Raw genomic sequence first — 16,274 nt, forward strand, 5'->3', positions numbered from 1 at the left:
ACGATCACGCTAGTATCACGATTTACCATTTAATAGGTTGTCCCCACTGACTCCGGCTTAATTGGCAGTCTAGACGCAACAAATAACCATCCAACTGATTGCCCTGTTTTAGTTATCCAAAATTCCCTAGCTGCCAAGGATCAACAACTCACGATTTCCGTTTGACAATCCCCAACTACGACCTGTATACTACTCTGTGAACGATACTATACGACGTATAATATAACAGGAGGGATAATAATGGCGATTCAAATCAGTTCTGAGCTTCTCGACGGTTGCGTGCTCGCTTGTCTTAAAGACCAGGATTACTACGGTTATGCGCTGACCCAGCGACTACAGGCAGCCATTAAGGTCTCTGAATCCACACTGTACCCAGTGTTACGACGACTGAAAAAGAATGGCTGGGTCACCACTTATGACCAGGCCTACCAAGGGCGCAACCGCCGTTATTATCAAATTTCTAGCGCGGGGTTGACCCAACTGGCCACGATTCAGACCGAGTGGCAGACGTATTACCTAGCTATCAATCAACTATTACAGGGGGAGGATCACCGATGAACGACTACTTATCCAAATTTGAAGCCTTACTCGTTCAGCTGACCGACGACGAACGCGATGAGGTTGTTGAATTTTATCGCGAATATCTGCTCGACGCGGGCATCGACAATTACGATGACTGTGTGGCTGAATTGGGGTTAGCGCAAGGTGCTGGCGGATTATTCCATTCGCTTCAACGAGAATCTCAGTGCCAATACATCCAAACGGCAAAAATCACAAGCTAACGTCCGCACTATCTGGTTGATTGTCCTGGCATTACTCTCAACGCCAATCACCATTCCGGCCCTGATTGCAATCCTAGCCGTGTTCTTTGCCATCGCCGTGTCGGCCTTTGCCGTTATTATCGCGGTCGGTGCCATCCTAGTAGCCGTCACCCTATTAGCCTTCGCTATGTTGACCGCTGGAATTGGGGTCTTTGGTCAGTCACTCTGGGTTGCCCTATTCTATCTCGGTAGCGGGCTTGCGATTATTGGCGCCGAATTACTGATCATGCCACTCTTCATCTGGCTCATCAGTTTGATTATTCAAGGGATCGCAAAAATCGTGCAAAACTTATACCACCGGTTCGTCAAGAAGAATCGTGCAGAGAGAGGAGGTCGTCATCATGCGAAAGACAATTAGAATTGGCGTTGTTTTATTGGTGCTAGGACTCATCTTAACGATGTTTGGCATCGCTAATAACGGGATTCAAAGCATTTATTGGGAACAAGGCTTTCATATCGTGCGTCATCGCAGTCGTAGTTACCACGTTAGTCAGTTGAAGGAAATCACGCTTGATACCAGCAGCAATATCATCATCAAGCAAGGGACGAGCACCAAGATTACCGTGACGGCCGCCCGCACGTTTCCAAAAATCAAAACTAGTCACGGGCATTTGACGATTACCTCGACTGCCGACGATTCGCACAGTGCCGGCTTCATGTTCGGCAACGCTGGTCAATATACCGATACGACGACCATTACGGTTCCTAAGGGGACTACGGTTGAAAAAGTGACCGCTGAATCCGATCAGACCGGCAACCTGTCCTTACAAAATGTGACTGTCGACCAATTAAACGTGTTCAACGATGATGCTGACGTTAATTTGAGCAACGTTAAAATCAATCAGTCCATGGCGTTATCAGGTGGCAACATCCGTTTATCACGGGTCTCGGCCCCTAGTCTGCAAATTGCCGGTGACCCCGATGTCAGCGTCACTAACAGCCACTTCACCACCGCAGCTTCTAAAATCACGACCGATGAAGGTGATATCCACCTGACCAACAACCGGTTCAAAGCCCTGCGGATGACTACTAGTGATGGCGACATCTTGTTCAATAATAATCGGATCACAGACAGTCTGTCGGCTTCAACCAGTGACGGCGACATCCGTGGAACAGCGCCCCGGACAACGGGGATTCACGCTAACACCAGCGACGGCGACCTCAATATCTTCGGCCACCATGCCAATGACAACGGCGTCTACCAAGTGAATCCGTCCGCTGCCAGCCAGTATCGACTTTCAACCAACGACGGCGATATTACGGTTACCAGCAGTAATTAACCACCCTTGATTTCTCACCAAACTAAAAAGCGCGTTCAGACCTGTTTAGGAACTTGGTCTGAACGCGCTTTTTGACATGTTTAGTAATCAGCGACTGAACTGAAGCGGCCTAGTTGGCAACGACTGGGACTAATGCGACGCCTTTGAATTGGTCACCAACAGCTTGGATTTGAATCGCGTTGGGACCACCAACATAACGATGACTGGTCAGTTGGGGTAAAATCTCGCCAAAGACAGCGCCAGTTAGTTGGCCAGCCAATTCATCTTGGGACGTTGCACTTCCCGTAACGACTAGATAAGGCCCACTAGGAAAATCAATGCGTCGGTCAGCACGGAGGGTATCGTTTTTGGGCAAAACAGCTGCATAGTACATCATCTTATTATTGACGGCTTCATTTACCGCGTACAAACAATCATCTTTGGCGCCAGATTTGAGTTCGGCCAACGCCCCATCCGCCTCGATGCGTTGCCAAAAATCAGCCTTTTCACGACTAATTCCGGCAAAATCATTGAACTGACTCTTAATCGTCAGTTCCAAGCCCACAACAGTAAATTGTTCCTTTGTTTTTATTTGATAAGTTGCCATAATTAATCCTACTTTCTGGGAATTACCTTGGTATTCCGTTTGATTGCCTTTATAATAGCAACAAACCGTATCAAAAAATGACACCTTTAATTCAAGAGCATTAATTTAAGAGGAGGTTTCCGATGAATAAAACAACCCGCATTAACTTAATCATGCGCTATATCAACAACCGCTCCCAGTTTACACTCAAAGAACTGATGCAAGAATTCGATATTTCGCGTTCAACCGCTATTCGTTATGTTCGGACAATCGAAGATTTAGGACTACCACTCGTATCCGAACCAGGTCGCAACGGTGGCTACGTGGTCATGCGTAATCAAGTGCTCCCAGCCATTCATTTTACGACCGACGAAATCAAAATGATGTTCATTGCATTCATGGCAACCCGCAACCAACAGCTGCCTTACCTCACTAGTCGTCGGACCGTTACTGAAAAGTTGCTTGGTCTAATTCCAATCACCCAACAAGACGATTTACTAGTCCTGAGTCAACAATTAGTCTTTGATGGGACTCATCCCCAAAATCCCAACTTACTTGACCGCGCTGACTTACCTGACCCCGTCCTCGAGGCTTTGATTCAACAACTACTTATCAGCCAGTGTATGCAGATCACGGATAATCACGGTCAAACCTATCAAATTGCCGTTACCCATCTATATCATGAACAAAGTCAGTGGTGGCTTGAATTTATTAAGTTAGACACCACGACTTTAGTCCAATTACCCTTAGCCAAGATTACTGGCGTGGCAGCCGCGCAGAACGATTTGGATTCCCAGACGATTGCCGCCAAATTAAAAGCGGCCACACCCAAACCAAATGTCGTGTTACAACTCGGGGCGACCGCCGTTAGCCGTTTTAAACGTTACCACCCATTCTCACTTTCACTTGCCTACACCGATCCTTATCAAATGCAAGGCATTTTGAGACACTACCTACCATCAACAACTGATGAAATTGCCTTCTTTGGTGATTGGTTGCAGTTTCTCGGCGAAGATGTCACGGTGGTGCAGATACCGGCAGCATTGCGCGATTATTTGAAGCGCCGGTATAACTAAATCGTCATAAAATGAGCATTTCGGCGTGGCTTGTTCCGCTAAGCCTGGTTTACATCTCACTAGGGGCATCACGCAATAACCAATCCACGATATTAACGACCGGAATCCCATCAACATCGTGAATGTCTGGATAATGTCGTTGCGTGATCAATAACTTCTCGTAATTGTCTCGTAATTGCAGTAAATTATCAGTTTCATGGCTATTGGCCGGGATTTCATAAGATACTTGAACGTATAAAACGCGGTCAACTTTACGGGCCACAAAGTCAATTTCCTTCGTGTTCATTTTGCCAACGTCTACTGTGTAACCCCGTCGCTGTAATTCTACGTAGACCACGTTCTCAAGCTGACCAGCATAATTGCCTGGCCGCCGACCGATTGCCGTCCGTCGCAACCCGGGATCCACGATAAAATATTTACCAGCAGTTCTCAGATACTTTTTGCCACGTAAATCGTATTGTCGCGCCCGGTAAAATAAGAACGCATCTTCTAGCAACTGTAGGTAGTTTTCAACCGTATGATTACTAATCGAGATGCCTTCATTCTTCAATACGCCCGCAACCTTGGCAGGTTGGACTAATTGACCGATATTATCGGCTAAAAACGCGACTAGCGCTCGCAGTGAGGTAATATCACGAACCTGTGCTCGCTCTGCGACGTCTTTTAACGTAATCGTGTCATACAAACTCGATAAAATGTCATCTTTTAGCGCTACCGGACTTAAGGTAACGAGTGGGAAGCCACCGTACTTTTCATAGGCCAAAAACGCTTGGTCCACCTCACGTGAATCGGACGTGATCTCCTTAGCTGCTAAAAATTCTTTAAATGAAAATGGATAAATGGGAATCTCCACATAACGCCCGCTTAAGAGTGTTGCCAGTTCACCAGACAACATCTTTGCATTAGAACCAGTCACAATAATGTCGCAATCATAACTGACGCGAATACCGTTGACCACCGTCTGCCAGCCGTCGACCATTTGAATTTCGTCCAGCATGATATATTGGTGGCGTTGCTTATCCAGCTTAGGCTGTAACACTTTGACTAACGCGTCGGCAGTACGCACGCTCAAAAGTTCCAATTCTTCAAAGTTCAAATAAATAATTTGATTGTCGGCAACGCCTTGAGACTTTAGGTAATCTCGATATTGCATCAACAAAACCGACTTACCGGAGCGCCGAACGCCCGTGATAACCTTGATCAAATCGGTATCTCGAAATTGAATGAGTTTTCTTAGATATTCCGCACGCTTAATCATGGATAGCACCTCACTTTTGGATTTAGCGGTTAATTTCTGAAATGGAAGTATAGTTCCATTTTAGCTGTTATTTGTTAAATATGGAAGTATACTTCCATTTACACCCAACTTTCTAAAATATGGAACTATACTTCCATATTCGACCAGACCGCTTAGCTTCCATTAGGTTGATCATCAAAATTGACCACCAGTTATTTTTGGTGTACCCTATCCAAAGATAACCACCAGTCATTTTTAAAAAGAAGGTGTTCACATGGCTAATATTTACACCCCCAACCAAAAAGCGGCCAAACGGCAGGCAATCATGCAGGCCGCCATCGATTTGTTTGCTCATAACAGCTATACGGAAATTACGATGCAGCAGATTGCTGAAACTGTGGGTAGTTCTAAGGGCACGACGTTTCGCTACTTTGCCACCAAGGAAGACCTGTTCATGACCATCTTGTTGGAAGATTACCAGCGCTATTTTGAGCAGCTAATTGCAGCACTGACACAAGAAGCAAACTTTTCAGCATCTGAGTATATCGCCTGGATGGTCGAGCAGACGAAACGATTGATCGAGCAGCATGACGTTTTGATTCGTTTGAATGCGATTCGCGGGCCCATCCTTGAAGGTAAAGCGAACATGGCCGAGACCATCGCACAACGAGATGCGTTGTATGCCGTCAGCCAGCGCTTGGGTCAACAGTTAGTGATTCAAACTGACCACTTGTTAGAACAGGCCCAGTTCAGTCACCTATTTATTGTGCAAAGTGGGATCATCAGCGGTCTCATGAACATGGCCTCGTTGACGAGTTTTAATCACCAGAAGTTAGCACGGACCTATCCGGATTTTGAAATCCAATTGGTGCCCGAAGCACAACAACAGATCAAATTTTATTTAATCCAATATTTAGAGGAGTTTTCGAAAAAATGAACCAACGCAATATTCGTAACTTTGCTATTATCGCCCATATTGACCACGGCAAATCGACCCTAGCAGACCAAATCATGGCACTGACCAAGACTGTCAGCACGCGCGAACAACGGGCCCAGCTGTTAGATGATATGGCAGTTGAACAAGCCCATGGGGTCACCGTCAAGGCGCGGACCGTTCGCAATTATTATCAGGGCGAGGATGAGCAGGAATACGAATACAATTTAATTGATACTCCGGGTCACGTTGATTTCAATTACGAAGTCGCTAAAAGTTTGTCGGCTACGGAGGGTGCGATTTTATTAGTCGATGCAACTCAAGGCGTCCAGGCCCAAACCATCGCCAATTATCGCATTGCTAAAAAGTACCATTTACCCCTGATTCCGGTGCTCAATAAAGTCGATCTAGCCTCAGCGGACATCGAAGCCGCCTTGGCAGAATTACACGACCTCGAGTCAGCGTTTACGCCAGACCAAGTCTTATTGATTTCCGCCAAAACGGGCCAAGGCGTTCCCGCCGTCTTAGAAGCCATTCGGACCCGGCTCCCCGCACCCACTGGAGATGCTGCCGCTCCGCTAAAGGCCTTAGTATTCGACTCATTGTACGATCCCTATCAAGGCGTCATCGCCTACGTTCGACTGATTGACGGTCAACTCAAGTCCCCACAAGCGCTCAATTTAATGGCTGCTGACTGTCATTTCACCAGTAAATCAATTGGCGTCATGACACCGAACATGTTGCCCCAAGCCAGCTTACATGCCGGCGATGTGGGCTACGTGGTCACGGGCATCAAAGACCCCAAACAAATTCGCGTCGGCGACACCCTGACATCCGCGGAGACACCGACTAGTCAGCCCCTCCCCGGATACGAACCTGCAAAATCAATGGTCTTCGCTGGCTTGTATCCGCAAAACAATGATTTCCCCGCACTCAAAGCGGCCGTCCAAAAATTGAACTTGAACGACCCCTCGTTTACATTCGTTGAAGAACGGTCAGAAGCGCTCGGCGTCGGCTTTCGTTGTGGCTTTCTGGGCGCTTTTCACCTTCAGATCATCCGTGAGCGACTGCAGGATGAGTATGGCATCGATGTTCTGACGACCGCGCCGAATGTGACCTATCACGTGACGCTCAAAAACGGGCAGCACGTCGTCGTCAACAATCCAGTGCAATTTCCCGCTTTCAGCTTGATCGAGCAAGTCGAAGAACCCTTCATGAAAGCCGAAATTACGACGCCCGATGCTAGTTTGAACGCGGTACTGAAGCTCGCTGAACAACACAAAGGGACCCTAATCGACTTATCGAACAATGGCGAGCTAGTCGTTGCTGTGGTCAAAATTCCGTTGTCTGAAATCGCGTCCCACTTCTTCTCTGAATTCAAATCCGTCTCACACAGGTTTGCGAGTCTCAATACGACGTTTTACGATAATGAGGCGAGTGATCTCGTCAAAGTGGAAGTCGATATCAACTACGCACCCGTGGACGCGCTCACCTTCGTCGTTCATCGCGAAGACGCGCCACAAATGACCCAGCAATTAGTCATTGGGCTGAAATCAACCGTGCCACGCCAATTGTATCCAACACCGGTTCAGGCGATCGTGGAAGGGAAAGTTCTAGCGCGCGTGGATGTGCCGCCATTACGTAAAAATGCGGCCGTCAACGGTGACAAGCATAGCGTTTCCAAAAAGGCCGCCCTGTTACGCCGCCAAAGCGCGAACAAACGGCGTGCTACCAAGAACACTATCAAATTACCGCAAAGCGTGTTCAATACGATTCTTGGTATCTAACACATACACGACCCCGACCAACTACGGCCAACAACTTGTTCATTTTGATCCACCGAAAACCTAAAGTGGCGCTTCAAGAATTTTGCAATCAATTCTTGAGGCGCCACTTTTAATCTAGCATTATCTGGATCTCGCTCACTAAAACGATGTCGCTACCGACTTTAACCGGAGCTACTAACGAGCCGTTCTGTCATCACCCAGCATAATAAGCATCAAACCACACCAGCAGTAGTGACATAATCAACAGCCCCACCACCGCCAGCGCGTGCCACCACTTATTGCGGACGAAGATGGCGATGTATTCTCGCAAGATCGCATCAGGCAAGAAGAACCGGGCCGTGCGCGCGCCGATGCCATCCGCTTTGAGCCCCGCTTGCTTGGCAAACATCCCCGCTCGCAGCGTATGGTAGTTATTGGTTACAAAAATCGTGCGCGGTTGCTTGATTGGGCCCTGGTCAATCAAGTGCTTACTAAACTGCATATTTTCCAGCGTCGTTTTGGACTTCGTCTCCGCCCAACCAGCCGACGCCGGCAAACCGTGGGCAATCGCATAATCTAGCATCGCTTGGCCTTCTGGAACCGTTTCGTCACCACCCTGACCACCAGAAAAAATCATGATGGCGGGGTGCTGCGTCTTACGCTGTTGCTTTTGATAAAATCGCAAGCCACGCATGATCCGCTGACCTAGCAATGGTGAGACCCGGTTACCATCCAGCAAGCCCGCCCCCAGGACAATAATATAATCTTGCCGTAATCGCGGCCAGTTAAATTGATAAATCGTCAGCATCGTCAAATAGTTATAGAACCAAAATCCCACGTAGAGTATTACGAGGTTGGGAAAAATCGCCATGAAATGGCTGACTGGTTGTGGGACGTACTGACTCACCCGATTGCCGATAAATGGCAAAATCAGAATCGCTAAGCCCAGATACAAGGTCAACATATTGGACAAGGTATGGCTTTCATGACGCCACATAATCCAGGCGTTCCATAATAGAAGAAAGGCCTGTAACGCGAAAATCAGCCCAATCAAGAGTAGTAACAACACAAATAACGTGCCGCTGATGATGATTAGCCAATGAATATTACTGCCGAGAATCGTCACGGCCAACATGGCTAAAAAGGAATAGAAAAATAGCGAAAACCAGATGCCGTTACCTAAGCGCACTTTATCGCGATGGTACCGCCACCCAAAGCCAGTTCCAAAGAAGATTGGCACTAGCCAACCCCAGTAAAACACGGCTGGAACTGGGACCCACACTGCCGCATTATTCACATCAACACCCCCGCATAACGTTTTATTCAGCTCCCATCATATCGGAGTCGCCGCGGGACTGCAATCAGGAACCATTACTTTGGCCTAACTGATTTGATAATTGTCATCATTTAGCCTAAAACCAGCAATGGCCCACCCAAGCTGCGTGGCCCATCACATTACTTTAGTTGTTTCTGGGCATTATAGAAGTTGCGGTAAGCCAAGTAGCACGCGATGATCGAGCCCAGGCTCGTCGCTGACAAGAGCATGAACGTCACCATGATTTGGTACTTGATGGCCCGCACAGGATCGACGCCGGCAAAAATCAGCCCAGACATCATACCTGGCAGACTGACCAACCCGACTGTTTTGGCAGAATCAATTGTTGGCGACATTCCAGTACGAATCGCTTCGCGGACAATGGCAATCGAAGCATCTAGCAAGCCCGCCCCGAGTGCCAGTCGTTCCAGCACGCCCTGACGTTGATCATGGAATTGACTATTTAAGCTGCGGTAGGCCAACCCAATCGCGACCATTGAATTCGACGCAATCATCCCAGAAATCGGGATCATCTGGGACGGAATAAACTTGATGGCCCCTGATAAAACGAGTACGCCCAACGTCACGCCGGTGCTGACAAAGATGGCTAATAGTGAGATTCCTAACGCGTGGTCGATGCCCGGGCCACGTTTTTTCGCATTCCACGCCGCATTAAAGATAATGAAGCCCATCATCGCTAGCGTCAGCCATAAATTATTAACGCGGAAAATGTACTTCAACAAGTAGCCGACAATGAACAACTGAACGACTGCGCGAACGACACCAATAATAATGTCCTTGTCTAAGCCCAATTTTTGCCACAAGCTAATCCCGAGCGCAACTAAGACTAACATGGCTGCGAGAAACAACGATGTATTATTAACTGCTAAATTCATGCGTGCACCTCCAAGCGTCCATCGACAACTTTCGCGAGCTGGTCGGCTGCGGCAATCTCCGTCGTATCGTGCTTAATCATGATGGTCGTGACGTGTTCCTGCTCATTAAGTCGCCGTAACCACTGGTGGACAATATCCTTGTTCGCTTCATCTAATCCCGCCGTCACTTCGTCTAGAAGCAGGACTTGTGGTAAAAATAACACGTTGCGAATCAAGGCCACCCGTTGCCGCTCCCCACCGGAAAGCTCGGTGACGGGTTGGTGTAAGGTCCGTTCTGACAAACCGAAGTTCTGTAAGGCCGTCACGACGCGGCTGGTATCCATTGGTTGTTTGCGAATCTGATAGGGAAAGGCCAAGTTGTCCGCCACCGTTTCGCCAAATAAGGTCGGTTGTTGGAAACAATACGAGACTTTCCGCCGATACATAATGGGGTCGTAACTTTCAATCGGTCGGCCCTCAAACTGCAAGTCACCACTCGTTTTCGAAATCATGGCCGCCATGATTCGCAATAAAGTACTCTTGCCGCCCCCCGACGGCCCAGTCAACGTGATGTGGGCCCCCGCCGGAATCTGCCAATTAATATCATGCAAAATGTGCTGATCCGCAACTTGATAATTAACCTGTGACAACGAAATTAACGCCTTCATTTCTAGCCACCCCCGTTATTAGATTAGAATCATTATAACCTGATAATGTATCTGCTTTCAATGAAAACTACTCAGTGATTGTCGCTTTCCCGCCATGCTATAATGGGAGTTAACACAGTTCACAGAAAAACGAGGTCAAAATTAAACTTATGCCACAATCTAACCATTATTCGCACCAATCCCGATCACACAATGATCGACGCCGGCAGCAACCGGCCGAGAAGGTGCAGTCGACCGTTACGATCGGCCAACGTTTTCCACTCACGATTCGGCGCCTCGGCATCAATGGCGAAGGAATCGGTTACTATAAGCACGTGATTACGTTCGTCAAAGGCGCCCTACCAGAAGAAGTCGTGGTCGCTGAAGTCACCGCAGTCCATCCGCGGTATTTGGAAGCTAAAATTCGCAGTATTCGTAAACCAAGCCCGGACCGCGTCGATCCACAAGACGTCTACGCGGGCGAAGTGGGTGGTTTCGAGCTCGAACACCTCGACTACCCGGCACAATTAACGTTCAAACAAGATTTGATTCGCCAAGCACTCGAAAAATATCGACCAGCCGGTTATCGCCACTACGACGTCCGGCCAACGATTGGCATGGCTGACCCGTATGCCTACCGCAACAAGGCCCAATTTCAAGTTCGGATGATCGATGGTCACGTCGCCGCCGGACTTTACAAAGAAAATAGTCATGACCTAGTCGACTTACCGACTTGTTCCGTTCAAATGCCAGCAACCATGACGGTGATGCGTCAAGTCGTCGCCTGGTTAGAAGAACTCGAAGTGCCGATTTACGATGAAACTCACAACTCAGGCATCGTTAAAACGTTGGTCGTTCGCGAAGCCGCCGCAACTGGTGAAGTCCAACTAGTCTTCATCACCAATACGCCTAAGCTACCCAAGAAGCACCAACTGTTGATGAAGATTGCTGAAAAGTTACCAATGGTCGTCTCAGTCATGCAAAACGTTAACGCTGGTAAGACGTCCCTCATCTGGGGTGATCAAACCACCTTACTCGCTGGTAAACCAACGATTACGGAGGAACTCGACGGCTTAGTCTTCGACCTGTCTGCACGGGCATTCTTCCAACTGAATCCGCAACAAACCAAGAAGTTGTATCGGTTGGCACGCGAAGCACTCGACTTAGCACCTAACGAGACCTTAGTCGACGCTTATTCGGGGGTCGGAACGATTGGCCTGTCACTCGCGGATGTCGCCAAAGAAGTTCGGGGTATGGATACGATTCCGGCCGCGGTTGCGGATGCCAACGCTAACGCGAAACGCAACCAAATCACGAACGCCCACTACGAAGTTGGCGAAGCCGAAGTCTTACTGCCACAATGGTTAGCCAGCGGATTCACACCGGACGCGATGGTCGTCGACCCACCACGTACCGGCCTGGACGGCGTGTTAATCGACGCTATCTTACAAAGCGCACCAGAAAAACTCGTCTATATTTCTTGTAATCCATCGACCCTTGCGCGTGATTTACAAGAATTGACGCGCGGCTACCAAGTCGACTACATTCAGTCGATCGATATGTTCCCGCAAACGGCGCGCTGTGAGGCGGTCGTACGCTTTACGAAACGCCATTAATTAATTTATTTTTTCGAAGGGGGAATCTCCATGGCAGCTACTGATAGCCAAATTGCACTCACGATGACCTTTACACTACGGCCACCGTTCAAGACGCACTTCTTATTGTTAAAGGATTACGTGGCGGATGTTCGCATTCCAGCCCGTGATGGCGTGTTGACGACGATCATCGCCAAAAACATTCCGTTGACCCCGGCGCTGGAACAACTCAAAACGATTTTCGACGACGTGCAAAACCCCGTATACTGGCAATTACACGACCAAGCGGTACAGGAATTCTTCAGCGCCCATCCTGACCAGCGTCCAGTATTGCCCCTAGATCTCTTGCAAGTCATGCTGAATACCTTGTCTGCTCAAGGATTGTCAGACGAACAACTGATGCACATTATGCGAGAAGTCTTCGAACGCTTGCAGACCAACGACTTTAACAGCCAGGTCGCGCAGCGGATTTTGACTTCGCTGAATAATAAATAACGCCACATCATTTACCACTGATTTTCATCAATAGGATTAGATAACGCAATGTTGTTTAATCCTATTTTTTTGAACATGAATCAAAAACGGCGGCTATTGCGGGCAACCCAAAATCCATGGTGAAACTACATTAGTAACACATTACGACAGAATCACAGCCATTATTTCTCTAGGAAACCAACCGATATTCGGCGTATAAGTAGTAGTCTTTCCAATTATCACAAGCAAAGTTGTTGACTTTGAAGTTACATGTGATAAGCTGATTACTGTAATTTTTATTGATACAGCAAGCTGAAAGGATGTTTTACTTATGAAATATGCTGTCACTGCCGCTACTGGCAAGTTTGGCCAAAGTGCCGTTAGTACGCTTAATGCTAAAATCGGTCCTGAAAATGTGTTAGTAATTGCTCGTAATCAGGACAAAGCCACGCAACTATTTCCTGATAATCCAATTCGAATCGGAAATTATGACGATGTCGACGCCATGACGAAAGCCTTCGAAGATGTCGAACGCGTGCTCTTCGTCTCCTCACAACCCGGCGGTCCCGTTGACCGGGCCACTGCTCATAAAAATGTCGTGACCGCACTCAACGCCGCACATGTTAAATTTGTCGCCTACACTAGTTTCCCCCACGCACAGACAGCAGTTAGTGCCCTCGCTAGTGACCATCGTGCGACCGAAAATGCCATTACAGCGACCAATATTGCGCACAGCTTTCTGCGCAACAACTGGTATTTGGAAAACGAAATGGGATTCTTACAAAGCGGCAATCATAATCAAGAAGCCCTGTATTGGACTAACAATACGGCTGGCTGGGCCTTGGAACGAGAATACGCAGCGGCTGCCGCGAACGTTTTGATGGCAGAAGATCCTCAAGAAGTGTACGAATTTGCAGGAGCAGCTCGCACCTATGCCGAACTCGGTCAAGCACTTCAAAAAGCAACTGGTAACCGATTTAAGATTACGCAAGTCAGTCAGGAAGCATACACGCAATCCCTTGAAGCGACTGGCCTCGATCATGATACCGCTGCTTTATTTGCCTCATTTCAAGCTCCAATCAATGATGGTGCCCTAGCTGAAACGTCAGCAGACTTGGCAAATGTCTTGGGACATCAACCATTGGAAGCTAGTGCGGCCATTCAAGAAATCTTAGTGCGCTCATAATAAGCCAGCTATCCATCAGACACTATTTTGGATACAGCAAAGAGAGGAAGCCCACATATTGGGGACTTCCTCTTTTGTATTATTTTAACGTTTCTCAGCCGAACGTACTAATTAACGCGTTACATCAGCAAAATACCGTGCTAAGGTTAGTTGAATACCATTATGATCATTATCAGTCGTTACCATATCCGCGGCATCCTTAACAGCTTGAGGCGCGTTGCCCATCGCCACTCCGACGCCCACTTCTTGGAGCATCGCAACATCGTTGAAGTTATCGCCGAACCCCAGCGTTTCAGCTGTTGCGAGTTGTTCATCCGCCAACAGTTTTTTCAAAGCAGCGGCTTTGGTAACACCGGTGGCCACGATTTCTAGATACGTCGCTTTAGAACGATAAACGGCTAAGTCTTTAAATTCAGACGTTTGTAGTCGTTGCTCGATTGCTTGAATCACAGCAGCCTCTGCCATAATCATAATTTTGTGCACTGGCGTTGGCGCCACTTGTAGCCAGTCGGCAAGGTCAGCCACGTGTGGTTGATAGCCGATGCCGTCAGCTTCTTGTTGCTCCCACTGACCCATGCTGGCCACCAACCAGTCATTATTCGTATAAATATTGATGGAAGCAGTTGGCCATTCTCGCGCGATCAACGCCTGAACCGACCGCGCCAATTCAGGAGCAACCGCCCGTTCCTCAAAGACTGTCAGTTGGTCATTGGCATCAGTGGTTGCCGTTAGCGCCCCGTTATACGCAATCATTGTAGAATTAATCCCCAACTGCTGGGCGATACCAAACATCCCTTTGGGTGAGCGCGCTGAAGCTAACACCATCTTTGCACCCTTTGCGACCGCCGCTTGAACACCCGTAATCGTCGCGGGTAATAATTGGACGTGGCTGTCAACTAAGGTACCGTCGATGTCGCTTACGATTAGTTTAATTGTTTTCATCTTGCTTTTCCTACTTTCACAAGTTGCCTATCCGTCACAAAAAGGCCTGAGATTCCCCCAGACCTAAGGACTTCACTACTCTAATTCCCGCCGATTCTTCAAATCAAACACCACTTTGTCCCCCACGAGTTTGGCAAATAATTCCTGCTCGGGTTGGGGGTCAAATGGCCCCAAATCGACTAGAATCTGGCCATCGTCCGCCACTTGATACCCTTGATACCGATCAAAGATGACGTGATACATCGTTTGGGCTGGTCGCATCCGCTCATCCACCTGAGCAGCCGCCGCCTTCAACGTATAACCAGTTTGGAGTAAGTTACTCATCGCGGCCGCTTTGATAACCATTTTCATGGTATAAATGCGTGCCTGACCTGGCTCATCCTCATTCTTAGGAATAATGTACCCCTTTTTTTGCCAATACCGCAGTTGTCGTGGCGAGACACCAGTCATTCTGCTCAATTCACTAATGCCAATCGTTAGTTGACCCTTATGGAATAGCTCGCGTAAATCTCTACGCGTCCCGTTTGCCATGCTGGCGCCTCCTTTCCAAAATTGCTATTACACTAGATTATAGCATGGAATCTAGTCGCCACCATTAACTCACTGGGAATTTTGTGTGATTAATTAGCTAAGACGGTACGTCGTTTGTAAGTAGTCAGTTAAGGATTGTGCTGGCTGGCCCATAATCTGCTGGTAGTCATCGCTGACCGTTGCTAACAATCCCATGGCCCCACCCGCGTACATTGACGCTAACATCGGGCCTTCATTATTCTGATTATACATGTCGCTGAAGGCCTGCAACGATACCGGTTGATAGCCAATCGATTGTCCACTAACTTGACTCAAAACGGCCGCCAATTCTGGCATCGTGTAGGCCTGCTCTTGAGTCAGCGTGTAGATGCGGCCGCGTTGTAATAAGGCTGGCGTCGTTGCGACCTTGGCAAACGCCGCGGCACTATCCGACTGACTGATAAAGCTCAAAGCTTGGTCGCCCATCGGATAAATGACGTTGTGCCGCTCGATTAATTCGGGCAAATAGGGCACCAACGGATCAGCATACAGCGCATTGCGGACAATCGTATAATTGAGGTCAGTCCCAGCTAATCGCCGCGGCACGTAGCCGTAAAACGCCGACAGCGCAAAGGGATTGTTGACTTGATCAGCAATAAAGCCCATCACTAACAAATGCTGCACATTCGCTTGCTGAACTGCCGCTAAGACATTTTCAAACTCTTGTACCCGCGAATAACTATCGTGGCTCTTACTTGGAATATAAATCAAGACATCACTATCTTGGAAAAAAGCTTTTAATCGTTCTGGCTGTTGGTAATCAATTGCCATCACCTGCATGCCCTGTTGTTGATAAGCCCGTGCTTTACTAGGCGTGTGAACACCTAAATATAAGTCGCTGGGGTCCACTAACGGTTTGATAGCCGCAACAATCTGTTGCCCCAAATGACCCGTAGCACCTGTAATCGCATATTTCATCTTAACCCGCCCCTTCTTGTAACTTCATTAGTTACATTAAACCGGATTTAGTTGCGTTTGTCAATCAAAACTG

18 protein-coding genes are annotated in these 16,274 nt (G+C 48.0%); 10 read left to right on the plus strand and 8 right to left on the minus strand.

The window, feature by feature from the left end; translation table 11 throughout:
• The first annotated feature begins 240 nt into the window (after positions 1-240).
• The 4 genes from KGF70_RS05325 to KGF70_RS05335 are packed head-to-tail and all read left to right on the plus strand — an operon-like array spanning position 241 to position 2,101.
• The gene (locus KGF70_RS05325; RefSeq protein WP_050339868.1) at positions 241-558 is read left to right on the plus strand and encodes a PadR family transcriptional regulator; all 318 of its coding nucleotides are present in this window, start codon (positions 241-243) and stop codon (positions 556-558) included.
• Positions 555-782 carry a hypothetical protein gene (locus tag KGF70_RS17215; protein ID WP_253954803.1) on the plus strand — a complete coding sequence of 76 codons (228 nt, stop codon included), beginning with the start codon at positions 555-557 and terminating at the stop codon, positions 780-782. Before KGF70_RS05325 ends, KGF70_RS17215 begins: the two co-directional genes overlap by 4 nt.
• Positions 706-1,179, plus strand: coding sequence for a hypothetical protein (locus KGF70_RS05330; RefSeq protein WP_253954804.1), 474 nt, complete (start codon positions 706-708; stop codon positions 1,177-1,179). Before KGF70_RS17215 ends, KGF70_RS05330 begins: the two co-directional genes overlap by 77 nt.
• Entirely contained in the window at positions 1,163-2,101 is a 939-nt protein-coding gene (locus KGF70_RS05335) for a DUF4097 family beta strand repeat-containing protein (RefSeq protein WP_216768431.1), read from the plus strand. The genes KGF70_RS05330 and KGF70_RS05335 overlap by 17 nt, the downstream gene beginning before the upstream one ends.
• A gap of 109 nt (positions 2,102-2,210) precedes the next feature.
• Here the strand turns inward: KGF70_RS05335 and KGF70_RS05340 are convergent, their stop codons facing one another.
• Positions 2,211-2,687 (minus strand): GyrI-like domain-containing protein, encoded by a 477-nt coding sequence (locus tag KGF70_RS05340; RefSeq protein WP_216768432.1) that lies wholly within the window; start codon positions 2,685-2,687, stop codon positions 2,211-2,213.
• 122 nt (positions 2,688-2,809) lie between these two features.
• Between KGF70_RS05340 and KGF70_RS05345 the strand changes: the two genes are divergently transcribed.
• Positions 2,810-3,742 carry a YafY family protein gene (locus KGF70_RS05345; RefSeq protein ID WP_216768433.1) on the plus strand — a complete coding sequence of 311 codons (933 nt, stop codon included), beginning with the start codon at positions 2,810-2,812 and terminating at the stop codon, positions 3,740-3,742.
• A 49-nt stretch (positions 3,743-3,791) separates the two neighbouring features.
• Here KGF70_RS05345 and KGF70_RS05350 read toward each other — a convergent pair whose 3' ends face one another.
• A complete protein-coding gene (locus KGF70_RS05350) occupies positions 3,792-5,000 on the minus strand; it encodes an ATP-binding protein (protein WP_216768434.1) in 1,209 nt (402 codons plus the stop codon).
• A 253-nt stretch (positions 5,001-5,253) separates the two neighbouring features.
• Here KGF70_RS05350 and KGF70_RS05355 point away from each other — a divergent pair, with 253 nt between their 5' ends.
• The gene (locus KGF70_RS05355; protein WP_105921029.1) at positions 5,254-5,916 is read left to right on the plus strand and encodes a TetR/AcrR family transcriptional regulator; all 663 of its coding nucleotides are present in this window, start codon (positions 5,254-5,256) and stop codon (positions 5,914-5,916) included.
• On the plus strand, positions 5,913-7,700 hold the full coding sequence (gene lepA / locus KGF70_RS05360; RefSeq protein WP_216768435.1) for a translation elongation factor 4: 1,788 nt from the start codon (positions 5,913-5,915) through the stop codon (positions 7,698-7,700). The genes KGF70_RS05355 and lepA overlap by 4 nt, the downstream gene beginning before the upstream one ends.
• Before the next feature lie 193 nt (positions 7,701-7,893).
• On the opposite strand, the gene KGF70_RS17750 is transcribed toward lepA, so the two are convergent.
• The 3 genes from KGF70_RS17750 to KGF70_RS05375 all read right to left on the minus strand — a co-directional run bounded on the left by KGF70_RS17750 (position 7,894) and on the right by KGF70_RS05375 (position 10,537).
• Positions 7,894-8,976 carry a YdcF family protein gene (locus tag KGF70_RS17750; protein WP_216768436.1) on the minus strand — a complete coding sequence of 361 codons (1,083 nt, stop codon included), beginning with the start codon at positions 8,974-8,976 and terminating at the stop codon, positions 7,894-7,896.
• 158 nt (positions 8,977-9,134) lie between these two features.
• Complete coding sequence (gene fetB / locus KGF70_RS05370; RefSeq protein WP_003639855.1) at positions 9,135-9,890, minus strand: iron export ABC transporter permease subunit FetB; 756 nt, start codon at positions 9,888-9,890, stop codon at positions 9,135-9,137.
• Positions 9,887-10,537, minus strand: coding sequence for an ATP-binding cassette domain-containing protein (locus KGF70_RS05375; protein ID WP_216768437.1), 651 nt, complete (start codon positions 10,535-10,537; stop codon positions 9,887-9,889). The genes fetB and KGF70_RS05375 overlap by 4 nt, the downstream gene beginning before the upstream one ends.
• Positions 10,538-10,686: 149 nt before the next feature.
• Between KGF70_RS05375 and rlmD the strand changes: the two genes are divergently transcribed.
• The 3 genes from rlmD to KGF70_RS05390 all read left to right on the plus strand — a co-directional run bounded on the left by rlmD (position 10,687) and on the right by KGF70_RS05390 (position 13,771).
• Positions 10,687-12,132 carry a 23S rRNA (uracil(1939)-C(5))-methyltransferase RlmD gene (gene rlmD, locus KGF70_RS05380; RefSeq protein WP_122217979.1) on the plus strand — a complete coding sequence of 482 codons (1,446 nt, stop codon included), beginning with the start codon at positions 10,687-10,689 and terminating at the stop codon, positions 12,130-12,132.
• A 30-nt stretch (positions 12,133-12,162) separates the two neighbouring features.
• Complete coding sequence (locus tag KGF70_RS05385; RefSeq protein WP_003639858.1) at positions 12,163-12,606, plus strand: hypothetical protein; 444 nt, start codon at positions 12,163-12,165, stop codon at positions 12,604-12,606.
• A gap of 310 nt (positions 12,607-12,916) precedes the next feature.
• Complete coding sequence (locus tag KGF70_RS05390; RefSeq protein ID WP_216768438.1) at positions 12,917-13,771, plus strand: NAD(P)H-binding protein; 855 nt, start codon at positions 12,917-12,919, stop codon at positions 13,769-13,771.
• Between the two features lie 111 nt (positions 13,772-13,882).
• Here KGF70_RS05390 and KGF70_RS05395 read toward each other — a convergent pair whose 3' ends face one another.
• From KGF70_RS05395 to KGF70_RS05405, 3 genes are all read right to left on the minus strand, one after another.
• Entirely contained in the window at positions 13,883-14,713 is an 831-nt protein-coding gene (locus tag KGF70_RS05395; protein ID WP_216768979.1) for a Cof-type HAD-IIB family hydrolase, read from the minus strand.
• A gap of 75 nt (positions 14,714-14,788) precedes the next feature.
• Positions 14,789-15,244 (minus strand): MerR family transcriptional regulator, encoded by a 456-nt coding sequence (locus KGF70_RS05400; protein WP_050339885.1) that lies wholly within the window; start codon positions 15,242-15,244, stop codon positions 14,789-14,791.
• A 93-nt stretch (positions 15,245-15,337) separates the two neighbouring features.
• The gene (locus tag KGF70_RS05405; protein ID WP_216768977.1) at positions 15,338-16,201 is read right to left on the minus strand and encodes an SDR family oxidoreductase; all 864 of its coding nucleotides are present in this window, start codon (positions 16,199-16,201) and stop codon (positions 15,338-15,340) included.
• Between the last annotated feature and the right edge of the window lie 73 nt (positions 16,202-16,274).

This window comes from Lactiplantibacillus sp. 7.2.4 (assembly GCF_018991185.1).
Classification (GTDB): domain Bacteria; phylum Bacillota; class Bacilli; order Lactobacillales; family Lactobacillaceae; genus Lactiplantibacillus; species Lactiplantibacillus pentosus.

What these genes read in the sequence shown, in the direction of transcription:
- lepA (WP_216768435.1), top strand. Translation starts at nt 5,913, where the DNA reads ATGAACCAACGCAATATTCGTAACTTTGCTATTATCGCCCATATTGAC.
- KGF70_RS05395 (WP_216768979.1), bottom strand. Translation starts at nt 14,713, where the DNA reads ATGAAAACAATTAAACTAATCGTAAGCGACATCGACGGTACCTTAGTT.
- KGF70_RS05350 (WP_216768434.1), bottom strand. Translation starts at nt 5,000, where the DNA reads ATGATTAAGCGTGCGGAATATCTAAGAAAACTCATTCAATTTCGAGAT.
- KGF70_RS05390 (WP_216768438.1), top strand. Translation starts at nt 12,917, where the DNA reads ATGAAATATGCTGTCACTGCCGCTACTGGCAAGTTTGGCCAAAGTGCC.
- KGF70_RS05340 (WP_216768432.1), bottom strand. Translation starts at nt 2,687, where the DNA reads ATGGCAACTTATCAAATAAAAACAAAGGAACAATTTACTGTTGTGGGC.
- KGF70_RS05385 (WP_003639858.1), top strand. Translation starts at nt 12,163, where the DNA reads ATGGCAGCTACTGATAGCCAAATTGCACTCACGATGACCTTTACACTA.
- KGF70_RS05375 (WP_216768437.1), bottom strand. Translation starts at nt 10,537, where the DNA reads ATGAAGGCGTTAATTTCGTTGTCACAGGTTAATTATCAAGTTGCGGAT.
- KGF70_RS05325 (WP_050339868.1), top strand. Translation starts at nt 241, where the DNA reads ATGGCGATTCAAATCAGTTCTGAGCTTCTCGACGGTTGCGTGCTCGCT.
- rlmD (WP_122217979.1), top strand. Translation starts at nt 10,687, where the DNA reads ATGCCACAATCTAACCATTATTCGCACCAATCCCGATCACACAATGAT.
- KGF70_RS05400 (WP_050339885.1), bottom strand. Translation starts at nt 15,244, where the DNA reads ATGGCAAACGGGACGCGTAGAGATTTACGCGAGCTATTCCATAAGGGT.
- fetB (WP_003639855.1), bottom strand. Translation starts at nt 9,890, where the DNA reads ATGAATTTAGCAGTTAATAATACATCGTTGTTTCTCGCAGCCATGTTA.
- KGF70_RS05355 (WP_105921029.1), top strand. Translation starts at nt 5,254, where the DNA reads ATGGCTAATATTTACACCCCCAACCAAAAAGCGGCCAAACGGCAGGCA.
- KGF70_RS05335 (WP_216768431.1), top strand. Translation starts at nt 1,163, where the DNA reads ATGCGAAAGACAATTAGAATTGGCGTTGTTTTATTGGTGCTAGGACTC.
- KGF70_RS05405 (WP_216768977.1), bottom strand. Translation starts at nt 16,201, where the DNA reads ATGAAATATGCGATTACAGGTGCTACGGGTCATTTGGGGCAACAGATT.
- KGF70_RS05345 (WP_216768433.1), top strand. Translation starts at nt 2,810, where the DNA reads ATGAATAAAACAACCCGCATTAACTTAATCATGCGCTATATCAACAAC.
- KGF70_RS17215 (WP_253954803.1), top strand. Translation starts at nt 555, where the DNA reads ATGAACGACTACTTATCCAAATTTGAAGCCTTACTCGTTCAGCTGACC.